Below are 21434 nucleotides of genomic sequence, written 5' to 3' on the forward strand. Positions count from 1 at the left end.
ATCAATATTTATTATTTCAATTGTGATTTGATCATATTATGGAGTTTTACGCATTCAACAGCCTCATTTACATCATGAACACGCAGAATATTTGCTCCATTCTCCAAACACATCATATTTAATGCAGTAGTCCCATTTAAACTTGAATCAGGCGTACCACCAAGGTATTTATAAATCATTGATTTTCGTGACAAACCAGCTAAAACAGGAAGTTTAAAATCCGAAAACTCATTCAATCGAGCTACAATTTCGTAATTGTGTTCCAATGTTTTTCCAAAACCAAAACCAGGATCAAGAATCACATCCTTCACCCCATAATTGTTAAGTTTCAAGATCCTATCCTTAAAAAAAGTTTTAATATCACCCATCAAATCATTGTAATATGGATTCTTCTGCATGGTTTGCGGTGTTCCTTTTATGTGCATCATGATGTATGGAACCTTAAGTTCACCGATGGTTTCAAACATCTTATCATCCATAGTACCTCCGGAAATATCATTGACAAGGCATGCTCCAAATTCATTTACAATTCTCTTTGCAATGTTTGCCCTAAAAGTATCAATAGATAATATTGCCTGGGGAAACTCATTTCTAATTGCCTTTACAGCAGGAGCCATTCTTTTGTGCTCTTCAGCTTCGCTAACATCATCAGCACCAGGCCTTGTAGAAAAGGCTCCAATGTCAATTATATCTGCACCTCCTGATAGAATTTTCTCCGCTCGGTTCAAAATGGTTTTCTCCTCGGTATAACTTCCACCATCATAAAATGAGTCTGGAGTGATATTCAAAATCCCCATTACCAAAGGAGTTTCGAAATTTATTGAATGATTACCACACTTAATCATAGGAATATCGCTGTTAAAACAATTAGTTTTTTAATTTTGCATAAGCAATTTGACTGATCAAATACCCAAGCAAAAGTAAAATAAAATACCATGGCTTTGCCTTATTTAGTACTTTTACGGGAAAATTTCTAAATAAACTATGAATAACACAGACCAACAGTACAATCATATTATTGACATCTGTACAGATATCTTCACTAAAAAAATGCAAGATTATGGAACTGCCTGGAGAATTCTTCGCCCAAGTTCCATGACTGACCAAATTTATATCAAAGCGCAACGTATCAGGAGCATTGAGACCAAAGGAACTAGCAAAATTGAAGATGATATCCGTTCAGAATTTATTGGTATTGTGAATTATGCAATCATGGGAATCATTCAGTTGGAACTAGGTACTTCTGATGAAGAAATGGACCATGAGAAAGCTTTGGAATTGTATCAAAAATACTTCAAAGAAGCCAAAGAGTTGATGGAAGCAAAAAACCACGATTACGATGAAGCCTGGAGAAGTATGAGAGTAAGTTCTTTCACCGATTTGATTCTAATGAAGATTAATCGCACAAAACAAATTGAGGATAACCAGGGAAAGACCATCATTTCAGAAGGAATTGATGCCAATTACTTTGATATGATTAATTATTCTGTTTTTGGTCTGATTAAAATTGAATTCGAAAACGCCTAAATAAATCCAAAATCAAATGAGTTTAATTCGATTTTTCAGCCGTCTGATTGTTGGTTTAATTTTCGTTTTCAGCGGATTTGTAAAAGCAGTTGATCCAATGGGATCGACCTATAAATTCACCGATTATTTTACCGCATTTGGATTAGATGCACTTACTTCGCTTGCATTCCCTTTAGCAATTCTTTTGTCAACATTGGAATTTGCGGTTGGTATGGCACTTGTATTCAACGCAAGAAAACAATTTTCTGCATGGGGTGCTATGATATTCATGGGCATTTTTACGCCATTAACTTTGGTTTTGGCAATCGCCAATCCAGTTACTGATTGCGGGTGCTTTGGTGATGCTTTAATTCTTAGTAACTGGGAAACATTTGGCAAGAATGTAATTATCCTTTTACTTACACTGATTTTATTTTTTGGCAGAAAACAAAAAGAAAAATCATATCCTTTATGGGAACAAAACTTACTTGTAGTTTTCTCTATTGTATTCTCAATTTGGATTTCGGTATACTCATACAAACATTTGCCAATTATTGATTTTAGGCCCTATCACATTGGGGCAAATATCAATGATGGAATGATTATTCCAGAAGGTGCTCCTGCTGACGAATACAAAAGTATTCTAAAGTATGAGAAAGATGGTGTGGTAAAAGAGTTCGACGAAACCAATTATCCATGGCAAGATAGCACTTGGGTATTTGTTGACTCGGAACAGATCAAAATTAAAGAAGGCTATACGCCACCTATTCACGATTTTTCGATATCAAATGAAACAGAGGGAGATATTACCGATAAGGTATTACATGATGAGAATTACACCTTCATTTTGGTATCAAAAGAAATTGATAAACTGAATGAGAAAAGTCTTCCAAAAATTAAGGACCTGTGGATGTATGCTCTGGAAAAAGGCTACTCCTTTATTGCATTAACAGCATCAGGAACTCAGGAATGTGAAGATTTTAAAGCAAATCATGAATTACCAATTGAATTTTACAATACAGATGAAATTCAGTTGAAAACAATTGTCAGATCAAATCCGGGATTAATTCTGATTAAAAACGGAACCATTCTGGACAAATGGCATTATAATGATTTCCCAGCTGTTGAAGAACTAAAAGGTGATTTGGCAGCATATTCAATTTCAAAACATCAAAAATTAAATATCAAACTAGTATTTATTAGTATTACTTCAACTTTGCTGTTGTTAATCTGTTTATTCTTTATAGTGAGCAGAAGTTCAAGAGCAAGAAAATGATTACAATTATGAGAAGAAAAATTGTTGCAGGAAACTGGAAAATGAACAATACTCTTGAAGAAGGTATTGAGTTGGCTGGACAAATCAACGATCTAGTAGAAAACACTGAGATCAATGATGTAGATGTTGTTATCGGTACTCCTTTTATTCATCTTACTGAAGTGAATAAAGTTGTAGGTGAAAAAATTGGGGTTGCTGCACAAAACTGTGCTGACGAAAAAAGCGGTGCTTACACTGGCGAAATCTCAGCTTCTATGATCAAATCAACAGGTAGTAAATATGTAATCCTTGGTCACTCGGAAAGAAGAACATATTACGGTGAGACCAACGAGATTTTGGTTAAAAAAGTAAACCTAACTCTTGAAAATGGTCTTGCTCCAATTTTCTGTATTGGTGAGGTTTTGGAAGAACGTCAAGCTGAAAAGCACTTCGAGGTTGTAAAAAGCCAAATCGCAGAAGGTTTGTTCCATTTGTCAGCTGAAGAATTTGGAAAAGTTGTATTGGCATACGAACCAGTTTGGGCAATTGGTACAGGTGTAACTGCTTCTTCTGATCAAGCTCAGGAAATGCACGCTTTCATCCGCAAAACTTTAGTAGAGCAATACGGTGAAGAGGTTGCAAACAACACTTCAATTCTTTACGGTGGTAGCTGTAAGCCTTCTAACGCAAAAGAATTATTCGAAAACGCAGATGTAGATGGTGGTTTAATTGGTGGTGCTTCTCTTAAAGCAGAAGACTTCATGGGAATTATTACTGCATTCTAAGAACAGAATAGTATAAAATAAAGGCCGATACAAGCAGTGTCGGCTTTTGTTTTTTCTGCACTTATAGCATACCTTGCAACAATAAAAACAAACTAATAAAACAGATGGACTACATAGAACTAAAATGCCAGATAACTCCTTTTGATGAAGACATTGCAGACATTCTAATTGCAGAACTTGGTGAGATCGATTTCGAGAGCTTTACCCAAACCGACGATACGGTTGAAGCTTTTATTCAGGCTCCTCTTTTCGATATGCAAAAAGTGGAAGAATTAACGGTAAACCTTCTTCCAAATCATAGCATCTCTTATTCACATCAAACCATTGAATCACAAGATTGGAATGCTGTTTGGGAATCAAATTTTCAACCAGTAATCATCTCCGATCAAGTAGTTATTCGTGCATCATTTCATACCGATACACCTAAGGTTCCTTACGATATCGTAATTGATCCTAAAATGTCATTCGGTACGGGTCACCACTCTACTACTTCATTAATGGTACAAACCATCCTTGAAACTGAAATTGAAGGAAAAAGAGTATTGGATATGGGATGTGGAACCAGCTTATTGGCCATTTTAGCATCGAAAAGAAATGCAGTTAGAGTTGATGCCATTGACATTGATGAGTGGCCATACAAAAACTCATTGGAAAACATCAAGAACAACAAAGCCAAGAACATTTCTGTATTCTTGGGTGATGCAGCATTATTGGAAGGCAAAACCTACGATGTGGTATTGGCAAACATCAACCGAAACATCTTGGTAAACGACATGAAGCATTACGTAGCTTGTTTACCTGAAAACGGTGAGTTGATTATGAGTGGTTTTTACACTGAAGATTTGCCACACATTCAAGCCGAAGCCGAAAACAATGGATTAAAATACATCAGTCACAAAGTAGATAAAAATTGGGTGGCAGTAAAATATATCAAATCCCAAGCATAAAAAAATTCCAAGCTCCAAAATCCAAACTTCAAATTCTCTTTGAGTTTTGGGATTTGGAGTTTGATCATTTGTTCCCAGAAATTTGTTAAATTGCCTTATCACAATTCCTGATTGGGCAAAAACAAAACCTATGACTCTAAATTTTCGTTCTTTACTACTTATAATTCCCCTTTTCTGTTCATTCAACGTATTTGGACAGTCTATAAAATCATTTCCTCACGATTCCATTCAATTCCAGGAAGAATTCCTAAAATTTATGGATCACCCAAGTAAAAAGAAGGAAAGCAAAGCATTTGCTGAACAATTCCCAACCTTCTGGCTATCTCCAAATCTGAGGCCGGAAGAAAGACAAAAAATATATCAAATTAGCGATATCCTCTTACAAAAAAGAGCAAGATCTTTTCCAGATTTTTACAACTACTTTCAGACCTTAATGCTGTTTCAGCAGCAAAATAGAAGTGCAAGCGACTTTACAAACTGGCATACTGGTTTTTTACAGCATGTAAGCAATAAAAAAGTAAAACTGAGCAAAAGCAAGGATTTTTTGATTCAGACTCAGCACCTGCTAAACGACAGTATCATAAACAAATCGTACGCAGTGGAGTGGAAAGCAGAAAATGCTCAATTCAAATATACATTCGATGAAAAACTAAGTATTGAATTTGATAAAGCTGATTTGCTTTGCATCGCACAGAGGGATACTTCATGCATTTACAACACCAGGGGGATCTATTTCCCATTTGAAAAGGCTTGGAAAGGAAACAATGGAAAAATCAGCTGGGAACGAGCTGGTAAAGATATCGATACGGAATATGCCACATTCGATTCCTATTATATCGATGCCTCTAAATCAACATTTAGCATCGATACTGTGCAGTATTTCAATCCTGAGTTATCAGATAAAACACTAAACGGAAGTCTGATTGAGAAAGCCATAAGAACTAAAGATCCTAAAAGAGCACTGTATCCACGATTTGAATCGTTCGAACATGAAATTAAAATCCACGAGATATACGAACATGTAAATTACAAAGGTGGAGTTGCAATTCATGGTGCAAAATTTATCGGGAAAGGAAGTCCTGAACATCCTTCCGAAATTCAGATATCCAGAAATGACACCCTCTTCCTGGTAGCACAGTCGGAACACTTTGCATTTCAAAACGATCAAATTGCCGGTAAGGATACTAAAATTGAAATTTTAATTGATACATGTAGAATCTATCATCCAGGTTTATTGTTTAAATATTTCCCTGAAAAGAAAGAATTGAACCTGTTTCGCGATGGCGAAGGCATTTCAAAAAGTCCCTATTTTAACAACTACCACAATCTGATTATGGATTTTGGCATGTTGGTTTGGCGATTGGATGAAAACATGATGCACTTTACCAAGATGAAAGGTGCTACCAAGCGTCAGGCACACTTCGAATCATCAAACTATTTTAGAATGAACCGATTCATGCGAATCCAGGGAATGGATGAGCAAAATCCACTGGTGCTGCTTAGAAAATTTGCCGACTACATTTATGTGGAAACTTTCACTGCCGAAGAATATGCCAATTACATTAAAAAGCCGGTAAATCAGGTTCGTCAGCAACTATTTACTCTTTCGTTTCAAGGCTTTGTGAGCTACAACATGAACACCGATGAAGTAACACTACAAAAGCGATTAGACGACTACATCAAGAGTGGAATGGGACGCCAGGATTACGATGTAATCCAGTTTACCACACAGACCAAAGACAAAGAAGCGGATGCCATCTATTTTATAGGTAGTTCGAATCTTCAGATTAATGGAGTTCGCCAAATTGCAGTAAGTGATTCACAGAATGTGGTGATTTTCCCAAAGCATCGCAAAATTGTACTGAAAAAGAACCGCGACTTTGAGTTTGATGGTCGATTAATGGCCGGCCTAATCGATCTTCATGGTAAAGGCTTCGATTTTTCTTACGATAACTTTAAGGTAGATCTAAAATCTATCGATTCCTTGCAAATGAATGTGGTAGTGGATTCCTTAAGTAGATTTGGGAAGAGATACACCAATTTGCTGGGTAGTGTGGTCGAAAACATTTCGGGTGACTTGCTGATTGACGACCCGAACAACAAATCAGGAAACAAGAAATTTGCCGACTACCCTATTTTCAATAGTGTTGATTCCAGTTATGTTTTCTACGACAAACCACATATTCAGGATGGCGTATACAAACGCGATGAATTCTACTTTAAAGTAGATCCTTACACCATCACGAACATTAATAATTTCGATCGTTCTGATATTGAACTGGCAGGAACTTTTGTCTCCGACAGCATTTTCCCAACCTTTAGAGAGCCTTTAACCATTCGAGAAGACAACTCGTTGGGATTCGAACATATCACACCAGCAAATGGATTCTCTGCCTACGACAAAGGTGTTTTTACCGATACGGTTTTCCTTTCGAACCAAGGTTTAAGAGGTAGTGGAACGGTGAACTATTTGGTATCCGAAACCAAATCGAGTGATTTCATCTTCCGACCTGAAGAAATGCATACCAATGCCGAAAGTTTCGAATTGAAGGAACACGATACCAAAATGAACAACCCTGAAATAAACGGGAAGCAGATTTACGTTCAGTGGTTCCCATACAAAGATGAAATGTATGTGAAGAGTAGCGCCTTGCCACTTGACATGTATCAAAAACTGGCCACCTTATCGGGAACGCTTAAAATAACACCAAACGGAATCACCGGAATGGGAAATATGGAGTTGGTGAATGCCGAAATTAAATCGGATTATTTTACCTACAATCGTAAAAACATTTTAGCCGATTCGGCAAGTTTTAAAATCTTAAATGCCGATTCAACCGGCTACTCTTTCGAAACCGAATCAGTTAATGCAAACATCGATTTTGTGAGCCGAACAGGAGCTTTCGAAAATACCAATACCAACAAGAAAAGTATCTTTCCCGATAATCGCTACATGAGTTATATCAACAATTTTAAATGGTATATGGATGAGCAGATGATCGATTTTGGGAAAGAAGATGAAGCAACACTTGCAGCGCTTTGGCGAACAAGAAAAATTGGTGATTTGGATAAAAAATCACTCAATACATTTGTTTCCATCGATCCAAAACAAGACTCGCTGAGTTTTATAACTCCACTTGCCCGTTACGATGCCATGGACAATACCATTTCGGCCAAATTTGTAAAGAGCATAAACGTGGCCGATGCTAAACTTTATCCGGATAGTGGTAATGTGAACATTGCAAAAGGTGGTAGAATGGAGACTTTTAGAAATACAGAAGTAATAGCCGATACCATCAACCAATTCCACCGAATTTACGATGCTACCATTAATGTGCATGGCAAAAACTCCTATTCGGGATCGGGATCGTATATCTACAAAACTGCGGATAACAAAGAGCAGCTGCTCACTTTCGATGTAATTGATGTTGATTCCACAGGCCAAACCATTGCCATGGGAAATATCACGGAAGAAAAAGCTTTTACCCTAAGTCCTCATTTTGATTACAAAGGAAAAGTGAAGTTGGAAGCCAGAGATTCTGCCCTGTTTTTTGATGGTCAGGCACACATACACAACAAATGCGGACAGATTAAAGACAATTGGTTGGATTTTAAATCGAAAATCGATCCAAATGAGATATTGATCCCTGTAGATCTTCATGCCATAGACGATGACAGGTTGAAACTATATAACTCCTTCTTCCTGACCAACGATTCCATTCACATCTATTCGTCATTCCTATCGCGAAGAATTTTCTATACCGATAATGTTTTGCTTGATGCCAAGGGATATCTTACCTACAACGAAAAGCTACAAGCCTACCAAATTGCAGGAAAAGACAAACTAAGAGATCCGAATGTACAGGGTAGCATGATTTCTTTCTACCAAAACAACTGCAATATAAAAGGAGAAGGTAAAGTAGATTTAGGTGCAGAATTGGGGCAAATCAAGCAGGTAGCTTCGGGTAATATTGAGCACGATTTAAGCAGCAATATCGTTACACTAGACCTTATTTATGGTGTTGATTTCTTTATGAACGATCAGGCCATGAAAATCATGGAAAACGACTTTGCCAATGCCACTGTGGCAATCAGTAAGCTCAACAAAAAGAATTACACCAAAAAGATTGCCGAAATCATGGGCAAAGCCAAAGCCGAAAAGGCAATGCTTGCACGCAATGAGAATGGCATATACAAAGAGTTACCGAAGGAATTGAAGCATACCATTTACTTTAACAACCTCGATTTTATTTGGGATAAGGAAACAAAAGCCTACCATTCGATTGGTGATATCGGAATAGGAAACATCAACGGCAAGCAAATCAACAAGAGCGTTAAAGGCAAGGTAGAGCTCGATAAAAAACGAAGTGGGAATAAACTTACCATTTATCTTGAAATCGATAAATCAACCTGGTATTTCTTCCAATACCATCATGGGGTAATGTTTGTGCGATCGTCGAATGGTGAGTTCAACACCATTGTTACCGAGACCAAAGAAGACAAACGTGAGTTTAAAGATCCGTTGAAAAAGAATCCTTATTCCTACATCATTACACAACGCTCTAAAAAGACGAAGTTCTTGAAGCGCATGAATTTTAAATAAAATTTAAACGCAGATGATCATGATCTGTTAAGATTAAAAAGATAAACCACAAAGGTAAACGAAGGGCTTTCACAAAGGAACACAAAGTGAAAACAAAAGCTTAACCACAAAGGATGCTCAAAGGTATTCACTAAGTTTCGCAAAGGATAAAAAGGTTTAGATTAATAATGATTGATCGCAGAACCAGCATTTATGCTAGATTTTTGCAATCCTATGATTTATAATTAAAAATAACGCCACACTCTATTAGAATGTGGCGTTATTATTTAATGTATAAATCTAATTATTCTTCGTGGTCTTTGTGAAAAACCTTAGTGGCCTAAGTCGTTAGACTTTACGGTTAAACTTTGCAGTAAAATTATTTCACAATTTCCTGTACACGTCCCACTTGCCCACTTTCCAATCGCACCTTAATGCCATGTGGATGTATAGCCGAATTGGTCAGCAAATCTTTCACAATGCCTTCGGTCAGTTTTCCGCTACGCTGATCTTCTTTTAAAACAATCTTTACCTTCAAACCAGGTTTAATATTTTCTCTTTTATCTCCTTCGTTCATAATCTTGGCTTTTAATAGTCCCTTATACAAATGTAATGCGATTTTGGGAGATTATCATATTATGTTGGTAATAATTCAATGAGGCATCAATGCGGTCTCTACCCAATCTCCTCTATTATCAAATCGCAAATCCAAAGCAATTCCAGGCAACATGTCAATTATCTTAAAAATGCTAAACATATAATTCGAATCAAACGGATATGTCATGAATCTGCCAAAATGCAATAAACAACATCTTCAATTCATTAGTTAGATTTCGAAGCTATTTTCTCTGATTTCGAAACTCCTTCATAAAAAAGCTCACAATCATTACAATTGGGGGCTTACACAAGCAAACACACAACATAAATCTAAAAATTCAATTCAAATTATGTATTTTGCATTTTTTAACATCAAGTAACAGTTGATATTATATCGATTAGTTTTACAACAAACACATACACAAACCTTTATTTTAAATACAATTCAATTCCACCCTCTAAAACAGTCTATATTTTACGTTCAATTCATTTGTATTTTTCTCCAATAAAACTATCTTTATATGACTACATAAAAAACGAAACACATATGAGCAATACAGAAAATACATTGATAGAAGTATACACAGGACTTTCATGGGAAGTTGAAATGCTAAAGACAATTTTGGAAGATCACAAAATCAATAGTTTCATTAAAGATGGTTATACAGGAATAATAGCTCCTCATCACTCTGGAGGTACTGCTGGTGCAGTAAAGCTTTGCATATCGAGTGGCGATTTAGAAACCGCAAAACCCATTATTGAGGAGTTTCTTGAAAACAAAACCGAGTAGAAAATGAACTCACTAATGACAAAAATCTACGGACAGCGAATCCTAGATGGTGATTTGCTGTTCGATCATGAAAAAATCATTTTTCATACCAATCCAAAGGCAGCCTTACTAAGTACGATTGCAATGTCTTTGGTAACAATAAGTAGTGCTTTCAACATTTATGATACTACTATTGAATCAAGCATAAGTATCGCTTCAATTATAATTGGACTTATAGCAATTACTCTTGGAATATTTTCAATGATTAAATATGTAGCAGCCCGAAAAATTAACCTCATCGAGTTTGCACCACAAGACATTAAAGAAGTTGCCATTAGTGAAATGGCTGATTCTTTACGAATCAGCATACACTTAAATGACAATACCACCTACAAAATTGGTTGTACGAAAGATCGTTATTCAGGCAAGTTGGTTCAGACTTTAAAGGATGCTGATGTAAATTTAACCTACTTATAAAAGCTAAAATCAGCCCCATGAAATCTACGATTATAACACTAAAAGGCCGCCCAAACCTTAATGGTGAACTTTTATTTGATGATTACAAGATTAGCTTAAGAAATGATCCCGGTTTAATTGGTATGATTATAATGGGATTTGGTTTTCTATCCTTTTCTAGTGGCTTTGGTCTATATTCTCATTACCATAGCACAGATCTATTCGATCAGATTATTTATCCATTCAACTTTTCTTTATGCGTGTTCACTATATTCTATTTGATAATCAAATACGGCAAAGCAAAAAAGATGCACGACAAAGAATTCAAGCCTGAGGATATCAAAACGGTATACATTGCCAAGACAAAACGCAATACCAAAATCAGATTTGTTTTGAATAATGATTTTGAGTCATACTTCAAATTTAAAAACGATATTAAATGTGATAAATTAATCTCCTTTTTGAAAGAATCAGAAGTAGAGATAATCAACGCTTAGGCAAGAATGTCTGCCAAATTCCAAAACAAATACAGAATCGATTCTACCCGATTGCAAAATTGGGATTATGGTAGCAATGGCAAATATTTTATTACGATTTGCACCTGCGAAATGAAACACTTCTTTGGCAAAGTTGCTAATTAAAAAATGTTCCGGAATGAAATAGGAGAATTGGCTGATGGATATTGACACGAAAACCTTAATCATTTTCCGTATATCCCTCTGGATGAATTCATTGTGACACCCAATCATATTCATTGCATTTTGGTGATTGATAATCCTTATAATTGGCAAAATGTACAGACAAGGCATTGCCTTGTCCCTAACCAATCCGATCAAAATCCAGGGCGAAAAAGATTTCAAAACCAAGGAAATATCACCATCTCATCGATTATTGGATCATACAAATCAATCGTAAGCAAAGAAGCCCACAAAATCAATCCAAATTTTGAATGGCATTCCCGCTTTTACGATCACATCATAAAAGATCAGAAAGCATTGCAGCGTATTCGCAATTACATCAAATACAATCTAAAGAACTGGAAGGGCGTTAAATATTTCGAATGATAATATAAATCTCAATTGATGTATTATCGTACAGACGGCATTAATGTGATCTAGAAGAAATTCCAACAGTGCAAAATTTCCCCTCATCCATCGCAAATTCGTAACACAAAGAACCAAAAAATTGACTATTTTTAATGACATAGATTTTCACAATTAGCAACATCAATACATGTCAAAATATCAATTCCTTAACCGGGATTTAAGTTGGTTATCTTTTAACAATCGGGTGTTAGAAGTGGCAACAAATCCAGATTTACCCTTGTATGAGAGGATAAAATTCCTCGCTATTTATTCTTCAAATCTCGATGAGTTTTATCGTGTACGAGTAGGAACTTACAAGAGGTTTACCGAACTTCCACCGGAAGACAAAAAAAACTTAAGAGAAAATCCAGATACAATTCTCAAGAAAATTAATGCCGAGGTAGATCGACAGCAAATTGAATTTGGAAAGGTATTTAGAGGTAATATTATTCCTGAACTTCGAGAGAATAAAATCATTCTGGTACAGGACGAAATGTTGTGCGACGAACATCACCAGTTTGTGAAAGATTTCTTTTTAGAGAATATTCTTCCACATGCACAACCAATGCTATTGCTAAAACAGCAGATTAAACCTTTCCTTCAGAACAACTCCGTTTACCTGGCAGTTAAACTGTTTAAGAGAGGACACAAAAAGGAAGAAGAAAATGGAACTAGTAAAAAACGCAGAGCTCGTTATGCAATCATTAAAGTTCCATGTCACCACTTCCCACGCTTTATTGAACTGCCAGAAGTAGATGGTAAACATTACATCATGTTTCTCGACGATATCGTTAAGCTAAGAATGAAGATGCTGTTCCCGGGATATAAAATTGATTCAAGCTTTAGTTTTAAACTCAGCCGCGATGCCGATTTATTAATTGAGGATGAATATTCAGGCGATTTGATTGATATGATTGAAAGAAGTCTGAAAAAAAGAGAAACAGGTTCTCCTTCCCGATTCCTTTATGATGAATCGATACCAAACGGATTTCTTCGATTCCTAAAAGATTCTTTCGATCTGCAACCAAATGATATGGTAAAAGGTGGAAGGTATCACAACTTCCAGGATTTCTTTGGATTTCCTAATCCTCTGTATCCTGAATTGGAATTGGAACCCTATCATCCGCTGAGTGTTGAGGAGTTAAAAGGGGAAACCAAATCCATCTTTAGAACCATTCGCAAGAAAGATCGAATTCTTCATTTTCCATATCAATCGTACAAGTACGTTATCCGTTTCTTGAACGAGGCTGCCTTAGATCCTAAAGTGGAAGAAATTAAGGCAACACAGTATCGTGTTGCCGATAATTCGGCTGTAGTTAATGCGCTGATCAATGCGGCGCACAATGGTAAAAAAGTAACTGTTTTTGTTGAGGTTAAAGCTCGTTTCGACGAAGAGGCCAACCTGCGTTCAGCCCGCGAAATGCGAAAAGCAGGGATCAAGATAATTTACAGCATACCAGGGCTTAAAGTTCATGCAAAAATTGCCTTGGTAATCCGTAAAGATGACAAGAGAGATTATGCCTTCCTAAGCACAGGTAATTTTAACGAGAAAACCGCTAAAATATATGCCGACCATGGATTTTTAACTTCAGACAAAGTCATGATTCAGGAGATGAAGCAGCTATTCGATTATCTTGAAAATAAAACTCCTGGCTACACATTCAACAAATTATTAGTAGGTCAGTTCAACCTAAAAAGTGAGTTAATCAGGCTAATCGATCAGGAAATTGAAAATGTAAAAAATGGCAAAAAAGGCTACATTCTTTTAAAAATGAATGGCCTGCAGGAACGTGAAATGATTCGTAAACTTTACGAAGCCAGTGAAAAAGGAGTGAAAATCGACCTGATACTTCGCGGCATCTGTTGCTTGAAGCCAGAACAGTCATATTCTAAAAACATCAGAATTATTCGAATTGTTGATCAGTTTTTGGAACATGCAAGGGTATTCTATTTCCACAATAATGGAAAGGAGTTACTATACCTTTCTTCAGCAGATTGGATGAACCGTAATTTGCAACGTAGAATTGAGTGTGCATTTCCAATTCATGATGCAGATATTAAAAATGAAATCATTCACATTTTAAAGCTACAGCTATCTGATAACGTAAGTGCTCGTTACCTTAATGGCAAGCTTGATAATGTTCCGGTAGAAAGATTGGATGGCGAAGCTGAAGTGAGATCACAAATTGCCATTGCTGAATTCCTAAAAGAAAAGGAAAAATCACAGAAGGAAAAAGAATCGGTAAAAGAATAGAACAAAAACACAGTAACTTAAAGCCCAAAACTATGAAACGTTTATTTCTGGTACGACATGCCAAAACAGAAGTAATTAGATATGATATAACTGATTTTCAAAGAAATTTGAAAGAACGTGGAATTAACGATTCAAACTTAATTGCAAATAAGTTACTGCTTAAAGATGCCATTCCTGATTTAATAATATCGAGTACGGCAAACAGGGCAATTCAAACCGCCCGTTTGTTTGCTGATATTTTAAATTATCAGCAAGAATCAATAGTACAATTGGATGAGCTATACGATGGTTTTACCACGCACGAGTTTTTAGGAATGCTTGATCAATACGGCAACGAGAACGAATCAGTAATGATTTTTGGTCACAACCCAAGCATTGAATACCTGGCCTTTAATTTAAGTATTGAGTTCTACCAATATGTACCCACTTGCACCGTTATAGGCATTGAATTCGATATTAACGACTGGAAGGACGTTGAAGCTCGATCGGGTAAGGTTTGCCTTTACGAATTCCCGAAAAAATACAAACAGTAATCAGTAATCAGTAATCAGTAATCAGTAATCAGTAATCAGTAATCAGTAATCAAAATTAAGAGTTTTCTGTGAATAAGAGCATTGCATATAAAAAAGCTTTCCAATTAGCTTCGAAAGTTGTTCTTTTCTGTCAAACTCTAAAAAAAGAGCAGAAAGAGTTTGAATTAGCAAATCAACTTCTTAAGTGTGGAACTTCAATTGGAGCAAACCTTGCTGAAGCCAATGGAGCTATTTCTAAAGCTGACTTCTCAAATAAAGTGAGCATAGCCTATAAAGAAACATTAGAAACCAAATATTGGTTAGAATTATTACTAGAAGTAAAATTAATTGGAAAAACTGATTTCGATAATTTATACTTACCAACTGATGAAATTGCCAGAATACTATTTTCAATTCTTAAAACAAGTAGAATTAACATAACTAACAATTAATTCCCTGTTCATCGATTCCTTTTCATTGTTCTTTGGCAACTACTAATTGTTCACTGATTACTGTTTTCCGAATATTATCTTCCCCTGATTATCCAGAATCAATTTCCCATTCACCTTCTCTTGGGTTTGAGGATCGATAAATCCTTTGATTAATCCAGTTTTTTGCTGTTTTACCAAAGATTTGATTTGTGCTTCGCTCAGTGTCTTCTCCATAAATACAAATGGCACGATAAACTTGCAACCATTCTTGTAGTTTGAACATCCAAATGCAGCATTCCCTTTTAGTAAAGTACCCGATTTACAAACAGGACAAGTCAGTACTTCTTTTTCCTCTTCAAGAATACTCAAGCTAAAATCGGGGTCCAGAACCAGGTTTCCCGTGATCTTACTACCATCAACAACAAATCCCTTAATTTTTGGGGTTTTGCCTTTTAATACCAATGCTTCCACTTGTTTATCGGTTAATTTCTTGCCGCAATATTCGAATGGTATTCTAATTTCACATCCATTCTTCCAGTTGGTACACCCCCAAACCGATTTTCCTTTAACAATCTTACCTTCTTTACATTTAGGACAAGCTAATTCAGCAGGAGCAGCTTTTTTCTTTTTAGCCTCAGCTTTCTTTTTCTCTTTTTCTTTCTCCTCATCAATTACCTCAATGGCATTGATATTCTTTCTGGATTTTACATCCCAAACAATACCTACAACCATATTCTTTAGCTCTGCCATGAATTGATTTACCTCAAAATTTCCCAATTCAATCTCACGAAGCTTTTTCTCCCACTGTCCTGTAAGCTCTGCTGATTTTAGCAATTCATTCTGAATGGTATCAATCAGTTGTGTCCCTGTTACGGTAGCAACCAATCGCTTCTTTTCTTTCTTAATGTATCTGCGTTTAAAAAGGGTCTCGATAATATTTGCACGAGTTGAAGGTCGACCAATTCCATTCTCCTTCATCAATTCTCTCAACTCATCGTCATCCACCTGTTTTCCTGCCGTTTCCATGGCACGCAATAAGGTTGCCTCAGAATAATACTTGGGAGGCTGGGTTTGTTTCTCAGCCAAATCAGGCTGATGTTCTCCTGTTTCCCCTTTCACAAAAGCTGGCAGAATTACGCCCTCTCCCACATTACTATCCTTGGCATATAAAACCCTCCATCCAGGCTCTACAATCTGCTTTCCTGTTGCCTTAAAATCAATATCGGTAACCTTACCCATTACTGTGGTATTACTTACCTTACAATCCGGATAAAATACAGAAATGAATCGTTTGGTAACCAAATCATACACTTGTTTTTCCTCGTAGCGCAAACCTGAAGGAATAACCCCAGTTGGAATAATTGCATGGTGATCGGTTACTTTTTTATCATCGAATACCTTTTTCGATTTTCTGATTTTCTCCTTCAAAAGCGGATCAATAAATTCTTTATAAGGTGTTAACTTCTTTAAAATTCCAGGAATTTTTTTGTAGATATCATCCGAAAGGTAAGTAGTATCAACCCTTGGGTAGGTTGTCAACTTCTTCTCATATAGGGTTTGAATAATCCTTAATGTATCTTCTGCCGACAGGTTAAACTTTCGGTTACAGTCAACCTGCAAAGAGGTCAAATCGTACAATCGGGGAGGCTGTTCCTTACCACTCTTTTTTTCAACTGATACAATTTCGAAAGGCTCTGATTTAATTTTATCCAGAAATGCTACACCTTCCTCTTTTTTATCAAATCGGCCTCTGGTTGCTGCAAAACTAACATCGCGATAAACGGTTTTTAATTCCCAATATGTTTGCGGAACAAAATTCTCAATTTCCTTCTGACGATTTACAATCAATGCCAAAGTTGGCGTTTGTACTCTCCCAATGGATAAGACAGACTTGCCTCCAGCATACTTCAAAGTATACAATCGTGTAGCATTTATACCAAGCAGCCAATCTCCAATGGCTCTCGAAGATCCAGCAGCATACAAACGATCGAAATCACTTCCTTCTCTCAAATTCTCAAATCCCTCACGAATAGCTTCCTCTGTTAGCGACGAAATCCACAAACGTTTAACGGGAACATTGCATTTCGCTTTGTGCAAAACCCAACGCTGAATCACCTCTCCTTCCTGGCCGGCATCACCACAATTTATCACCTCTTCGGCATTGGCAATTAATTTCTCCAGAATGTCGAACTGTTTTTGAACGCCAGTATCGGGAATTACCCTAATTCCAAAGCGCGGAGGAATTAAAGGCAAATCGTTCATGTGCCAGTATTTCCAATTCAAGTCGTATTCATGCGGTTCTTTCAATGTGCACAGATGTCCAAAAGTCCAGGATATTTGATATCCATTCCCTTCGTAATAACCATCTCTTTTCGATTTTGCCCCTAAAATTAAGGCGATTTCGCGCGCTACACTTGGTTTCTCCGCAATACAAACTTTCATATTCTTATTAAGTAGTTAATGATTAAATTTTAAGTTAAAAGTACTAAAAGTTACAAGAGCCTAAAGTTGAATAAAATCAACAGCCACCATAGTTTTACTCAAAATGTACTTCAAACTTCTTTAAAATTAAGAGTTTCAAATGACAAACTTACAAGTACTTTAGGCACTTTAAGTACTCCAAGTACTTTCTATTTCTAAAACATATATTTAAACTCAAGAGAGAAAATATTTTCTTCTTCCGACATGCCAAAATTAGCAGTTAATACCATTAATTTATAAGGCGAAACCCAAAAACCTCCACCATATCCATGATGCCATTTGCTAGAGCTTTCACCATCAAGCCATACACGACCAAAATCGTTAAAAGCTAACACCCCAATTTCTCCACCAAGGAAATAAGATGTAAACCTTGCCAGGCGAAATCTAAAATCGGTATTCTGATATACCATGTCATCACCTGCAAATCGATCCTGTCGATATCCTCTTAAGTTTGATTTCATTCCCAGCTTATTGGCCTGATAAAATGAATAGCCACTTGTATTGTGAGCTGCTCCTACTCGTAGTGCAAAAATACTACGTTGTGGTCTTCCTAAGCTTGTATAGAAACGCATATCGGTTTCCATTTTCTGGAAATTATGGTCGTTTTTCTCTAAACCACGATAAAAACTCCATGAATTGGTCCAATACATTCCTCGAGAAGGTATCACCTTACTGTCTCGTGTATCCCACTCATGTTTGATATTTATTCCCAAATATTTTCTGGTATCAAAATCGCTTAGCAGATCCAAATCATTATCCGAATTGCTAAAATCGGTTACAAATCTATCAGGAGTTGCCTTTAATTCCAACTGTTCGAAGAATGGGCCAAAAGAAACACTCTGATTTGCACCTAGATTTTTTCGCAGTTGCAAGTCCAATTGCGTTCTCCCCATTCGAATGCGGTGATAATCTTTATCCCCTGTTTTAGCGGCTTCTGTTTCATTTCCAAGCCCAAAGTAATATCCTTGAAAATTTGGAGTATTGTAATCTATTTTGGCCAATAAGTCCAATGATTTAAATACACCAATCATTTCGCCCGAATACTTAATTTGGGCCGATGGGTACATGAATGCATAATTCACCAAAATTTTATGCAATGAACCATAAGGCTCTTTTCTAAATCCTTGCTTTTTAATATTAAATCCGGCACCAAGTATAAGCCCATCATCACTTACGAAGTTTAAATTAGCTGCAGGACTAACAATATCATATTTAAAAGATTTACGATCATAAACATTCACACTCTTATTTTTCGACAGACGATTTTTAAAAGCACCATTCCCTTTTACTTTGGTTTTGGATTTATCGTAAACTGCCACGTTAGATTTTCGTGTGCTGTCAATCTTGAATTTATCCTTTCCGGTTCCTCCAACAATTCTTAGCTTAACACCTTTCGAATATTTTCCATCGATATCAAATTCGTCTTTACCACCTAAACCATAAATGCGCACCTCTTTGGTTTCGTCCTTCATGAATTTACGGTCATAAAGTTTTTCTTTCTTATTTCCTTTTTTACTCAAACGACGAACTTTAACATGTAGGTTTCCATCCTCATCCCACTCTGCATCAAAATCCTCTGTCCCGTTTGTACCGACTATATCAACCTCCTGTGCCAAATAATTGTAAAACTCAACAGCCAATTCTGGCAAAAGGTCTCTCCTCGATTTCAATTTTGCCACAATATCACCGGCAGAAATAGCATAAACCTCTTTGGGCAGATCTTTTATTGCACTTTCTATAATTTCATTGGTCAATTTCAGCTTTAGTTCATTGGCCATATCCACCCAATCCTGTTTGCTTTTCGACTGAAGGAAATTGCGATCGAAATAACGAGCATTAAACCCAAGACCAACCACATTTTCAGGAATCGAATCGAAAACCTGAAATTTTGGCATTGCCCATTTTCTTCGAATCAACCATGGAATTTTACCATCGCTGTAAAAGAAAACCTGATCTCGATCACGAGGAATGGGTCTTGCAATGGTTTTACCATCCTTCTCGAAAGTAGCCCAACGCCACTGATCGTCATGCCTGTCCCAGTCATTTAGGAAAATATCAAACAATCTTGCTCGTAAAACAGCGGTTTCATCAATTACCAAGTCTGCATTCTTGAATCTTTTTCCGATTAACTTATCTGTTCCTAATACATCCTTGGTATTGCCAAAGCTATCAGCATCCGACATGTCATCATTCGGACGTTCTTCGAAAAGATACAATTCATTCTTAAAATCTTCCTTGTAGATCCCAAATCTTGGATCATCTGGCACATAAACAATTGTTGGGTTGGTATGGTAAACACCTGCTGCATCTGCCAGTTTAGGTACTGCAATGGCTGCATAAGGATAGGATTCTGAAATACCATCCTGAACAATTTTAGCAGCAAACGTTCCTTTTAAAGCTGCCGGTATTGCTTTTTCTGTATACTTCTCAACCGATCTCAACACATATTGCTTACCATCTTTTGCTTCCAATCTCAAGGAGCGAGTTTGCTGACCGCCTCCTCGTTTCAGAATTTTTAATCCTCCTTTTTCAGTTCCAATATCAAAAACAGGAACCTCAATTGGCGTTTCCCATTCCTTACGATAGTTGTTTCCCAACAAACTCCTTTTCGACTTGCTATCAGTAGAATACAAATCACTCGCTGCAACCGTAATTGTACTATCTGCAAAATTTAAATCCTTATATTTTATTACCAAGTCTTCCCTGGTAGGCATAGTTTTCGTAAACAATTTGCGCTGGAAGGCAAGACGAGCATCTTCAGTACCATCCTTTCCTACTGACCAAATTTCAAACCAAACTTCACCATTAGAATAAAAGTTAAGTCGAGTAAAACCTATTTCCCTTAAAGCAACATCCATCTTTTTATCAGATACATATGCCGCCTTACTCCCCGATCCTGAAACTACAAAAAATGAGTTGTCCTTCTCGGTAAACTGCAAACTATTATCATGCGCCGACACCGTAATAAGATTCTCATATACCCTGGAAAACTTTCTCCCCATATATCTCATCTTTTTATAAAATGGGTATGCAAAATCTTGAGGAGTTCCAAATATTTTACGATACAACTCCACTGGTCCTACAAATGGAAAATTACCGGCATGTTTTCCTCCACTATAGATTGGATGATGCGCTGCCAATACAATTTTCTTGTCTTTATTTCTTTTTAGTGCATCACTTAATTGAATTAAAAAATCTGATGAACTTTCAAATCCACATTCAGCCTCTGGCTTATCTGCCACATGCAACCACCACTGAGAATCAATTACAAGTAAAACAACATCATTACCTATCTCAATTTCCACCGGACCAGGACATCCTCCTGTTGGTAAAAACACATCTCCCTTGCCAATATAATCTTCAATATAGGTTTCCAAATTCATAATGGCTTCCCAACCTCCTTTGTGACCCAGGTTCCACTCTTTCTCACCAGGAATAAATATGCTTTCTCCTTTAAAAGTTTTGGCCAAATCCAAAAGCTTAATTAAGTTTTGATCTCCAATACTGATATCTTCAACTTCCTGCTTGGCATATTCTTTTGATATGCTATTCCCTAGAAAAACAAGAGTAGCCTTATCATTTGCCTGATTCAGTTGCTCCTTCAGCATATTTAGATTGGCATCTACAATATTTGCCTCACCAAGGTCTCCAATAAAAAATATAGAGTGCTTTAGTAAATTTGCATTTGGAGTTTCATTGTTTTGCCCGTAAACCGCAAAAGCAAAAACCAACAGACTTAAAAGTGAATATATCTTTCTCATAAATTTTTGATTT

16 protein-coding genes are annotated in these 21434 nt (G+C 36.5%); 12 read left to right on the forward strand and 4 right to left on the reverse strand.

Annotation, left to right across the window (positions count from 1 at the left end; translation table 11 throughout):
* Positions 1 to 11 precede the first annotated feature (11 nt).
* Positions 12 to 845 carry a dihydropteroate synthase gene (gene folP, locus NQ163_RS10305; protein ID WP_268190254.1) on the reverse strand — a complete coding sequence of 278 codons (834 nt, stop codon included), beginning with the start codon at positions 843 to 845 and terminating at the stop codon, positions 12 to 14.
* A 139-nt stretch (positions 846 to 984) separates the two neighbouring features.
* On the opposite strand from folP, the gene NQ163_RS10310 reads away from it, so the two are divergent.
* The 5 genes from NQ163_RS10310 to NQ163_RS10330 all read left to right on the forward strand — a co-directional run bounded on the left by NQ163_RS10310 (position 985) and on the right by NQ163_RS10330 (position 9096).
* Complete coding sequence (locus NQ163_RS10310) at positions 985 to 1527, forward strand: DUF1599 domain-containing protein (protein ID WP_268190255.1); 543 nt, start codon at positions 985 to 987, stop codon at positions 1525 to 1527.
* A 16-nt stretch (positions 1528 to 1543) separates the two neighbouring features.
* The gene (locus tag NQ163_RS10315) at positions 1544 to 2782 is read left to right on the forward strand and encodes a BT_3928 family protein (RefSeq protein ID WP_268190256.1); all 1239 of its coding nucleotides are present in this window, start codon (positions 1544 to 1546) and stop codon (positions 2780 to 2782) included.
* Between the two features lie 8 nt (positions 2783 to 2790).
* Positions 2791 to 3546: a triose-phosphate isomerase gene (gene tpiA / locus NQ163_RS10320; protein WP_268190257.1), complete on the forward strand. Its 756-nt coding sequence runs from the start codon at positions 2791 to 2793 to the stop codon at positions 3544 to 3546.
* Positions 3547 to 3650: 104 nt separating this feature from the next.
* Positions 3651 to 4493: a 50S ribosomal protein L11 methyltransferase gene (gene prmA, locus NQ163_RS10325; protein WP_268190258.1), complete on the forward strand. Its 843-nt coding sequence runs from the start codon at positions 3651 to 3653 to the stop codon at positions 4491 to 4493.
* A gap of 130 nt (positions 4494 to 4623) precedes the next feature.
* Positions 4624 to 9096 carry a hypothetical protein gene (locus tag NQ163_RS10330; RefSeq protein ID WP_268190259.1) on the forward strand — a complete coding sequence of 1491 codons (4473 nt, stop codon included), beginning with the start codon at positions 4624 to 4626 and terminating at the stop codon, positions 9094 to 9096.
* 358 nt (positions 9097 to 9454) lie between these two features.
* On the opposite strand, the gene NQ163_RS10335 is transcribed toward NQ163_RS10330, so the two are convergent.
* Complete coding sequence (locus NQ163_RS10335; protein WP_110361774.1) at positions 9455 to 9652, reverse strand: YwbE family protein; 198 nt, start codon at positions 9650 to 9652, stop codon at positions 9455 to 9457.
* A gap of 567 nt (positions 9653 to 10219) precedes the next feature.
* On the opposite strand from NQ163_RS10335, the gene NQ163_RS10340 reads away from it, so the two are divergent.
* The 7 genes from NQ163_RS10340 to NQ163_RS10370 all read left to right on the forward strand — a co-directional run bounded on the left by NQ163_RS10340 (position 10220) and on the right by NQ163_RS10370 (position 15200).
* Complete coding sequence (locus tag NQ163_RS10340; RefSeq protein WP_268190260.1) at positions 10220 to 10462, forward strand: putative signal transducing protein; 243 nt, start codon at positions 10220 to 10222, stop codon at positions 10460 to 10462.
* A gap of 3 nt (positions 10463 to 10465) precedes the next feature.
* On the forward strand, positions 10466 to 10918 hold the full coding sequence (locus NQ163_RS10345; protein ID WP_268190261.1) for a hypothetical protein: 453 nt from the start codon (positions 10466 to 10468) through the stop codon (positions 10916 to 10918).
* Positions 10919 to 10935: 17 nt separating this feature from the next.
* The gene (locus NQ163_RS10350; protein WP_268190262.1) at positions 10936 to 11394 is read left to right on the forward strand and encodes a hypothetical protein; all 459 of its coding nucleotides are present in this window, start codon (positions 10936 to 10938) and stop codon (positions 11392 to 11394) included.
* A gap of 237 nt (positions 11395 to 11631) precedes the next feature.
* A complete protein-coding gene (locus NQ163_RS10355) occupies positions 11632 to 11961 on the forward strand; it encodes a hypothetical protein (protein WP_268190263.1) in 330 nt (109 codons plus the stop codon).
* 169 nt (positions 11962 to 12130) lie between these two features.
* Positions 12131 to 14236, forward strand: coding sequence for a polyphosphate kinase 1 (gene ppk1 / locus NQ163_RS10360; protein WP_268190264.1), 2106 nt, complete (start codon positions 12131 to 12133; stop codon positions 14234 to 14236).
* 32 nt (positions 14237 to 14268) lie between these two features.
* The gene (locus NQ163_RS10365; RefSeq protein ID WP_268190265.1) at positions 14269 to 14769 is read left to right on the forward strand and encodes a SixA phosphatase family protein; all 501 of its coding nucleotides are present in this window, start codon (positions 14269 to 14271) and stop codon (positions 14767 to 14769) included.
* A 68-nt stretch (positions 14770 to 14837) separates the two neighbouring features.
* Positions 14838 to 15200: a four helix bundle protein gene (locus tag NQ163_RS10370; protein WP_268190266.1), complete on the forward strand. Its 363-nt coding sequence runs from the start codon at positions 14838 to 14840 to the stop codon at positions 15198 to 15200.
* Positions 15201 to 15257: 57 nt separating this feature from the next.
* On the opposite strand, the gene NQ163_RS10375 is transcribed toward NQ163_RS10370, so the two are convergent.
* Together NQ163_RS10375 and NQ163_RS10380 are read right to left on the reverse strand one after the other, a co-directional pair.
* A complete protein-coding gene (locus tag NQ163_RS10375; RefSeq protein WP_268190267.1) occupies positions 15258 to 17621 on the reverse strand; it encodes a type IA DNA topoisomerase in 2364 nt (787 codons plus the stop codon).
* A gap of 194 nt (positions 17622 to 17815) precedes the next feature.
* On the reverse strand, positions 17816 to 21421 hold the full coding sequence (locus NQ163_RS10380) for a BamA/TamA family outer membrane protein (protein ID WP_268190268.1): 3606 nt from the start codon (positions 21419 to 21421) through the stop codon (positions 17816 to 17818).
* Between the last annotated feature and the right edge of the window lie 13 nt (positions 21422 to 21434).

The organism is Marinifilum sp. D737, from assembly GCF_026672275.1.
In the GTDB taxonomy this organism is placed as follows: domain Bacteria; phylum Bacteroidota; class Bacteroidia; order Bacteroidales; family Marinifilaceae; genus Marinifilum.

What these genes read in the sequence shown, in the direction of transcription:
- folP (WP_268190254.1), bottom strand. Translation starts at nt 845, where the DNA reads ATGATTAAGTGTGGTAATCATTCAATAAATTTCGAAACTCCTTTGGTA.
- NQ163_RS10310 (WP_268190255.1), top strand. Translation starts at nt 985, where the DNA reads ATGAATAACACAGACCAACAGTACAATCATATTATTGACATCTGTACA.
- NQ163_RS10315 (WP_268190256.1), top strand. Translation starts at nt 1,544, where the DNA reads ATGAGTTTAATTCGATTTTTCAGCCGTCTGATTGTTGGTTTAATTTTC.
- tpiA (WP_268190257.1), top strand. Translation starts at nt 2,791, where the DNA reads ATGAGAAGAAAAATTGTTGCAGGAAACTGGAAAATGAACAATACTCTT.
- prmA (WP_268190258.1), top strand. Translation starts at nt 3,651, where the DNA reads ATGGACTACATAGAACTAAAATGCCAGATAACTCCTTTTGATGAAGAC.
- NQ163_RS10330 (WP_268190259.1), top strand. Translation starts at nt 4,624, where the DNA reads ATGACTCTAAATTTTCGTTCTTTACTACTTATAATTCCCCTTTTCTGT.
- NQ163_RS10335 (WP_110361774.1), bottom strand. Translation starts at nt 9,652, where the DNA reads ATGAACGAAGGAGATAAAAGAGAAAATATTAAACCTGGTTTGAAGGTA.
- NQ163_RS10340 (WP_268190260.1), top strand. Translation starts at nt 10,220, where the DNA reads ATGAGCAATACAGAAAATACATTGATAGAAGTATACACAGGACTTTCA.
- NQ163_RS10345 (WP_268190261.1), top strand. Translation starts at nt 10,466, where the DNA reads ATGAACTCACTAATGACAAAAATCTACGGACAGCGAATCCTAGATGGT.
- NQ163_RS10350 (WP_268190262.1), top strand. Translation starts at nt 10,936, where the DNA reads ATGAAATCTACGATTATAACACTAAAAGGCCGCCCAAACCTTAATGGT.
- ppk1 (WP_268190264.1), top strand. Translation starts at nt 12,131, where the DNA reads ATGTCAAAATATCAATTCCTTAACCGGGATTTAAGTTGGTTATCTTTT.
- NQ163_RS10365 (WP_268190265.1), top strand. Translation starts at nt 14,269, where the DNA reads ATGAAACGTTTATTTCTGGTACGACATGCCAAAACAGAAGTAATTAGA.
- NQ163_RS10375 (WP_268190267.1), bottom strand. Translation starts at nt 17,621, where the DNA reads ATGAAAGTTTGTATTGCGGAGAAACCAAGTGTAGCGCGCGAAATCGCC.
- NQ163_RS10380 (WP_268190268.1), bottom strand. Translation starts at nt 21,421, where the DNA reads ATGAGAAAGATATATTCACTTTTAAGTCTGTTGGTTTTTGCTTTTGCG.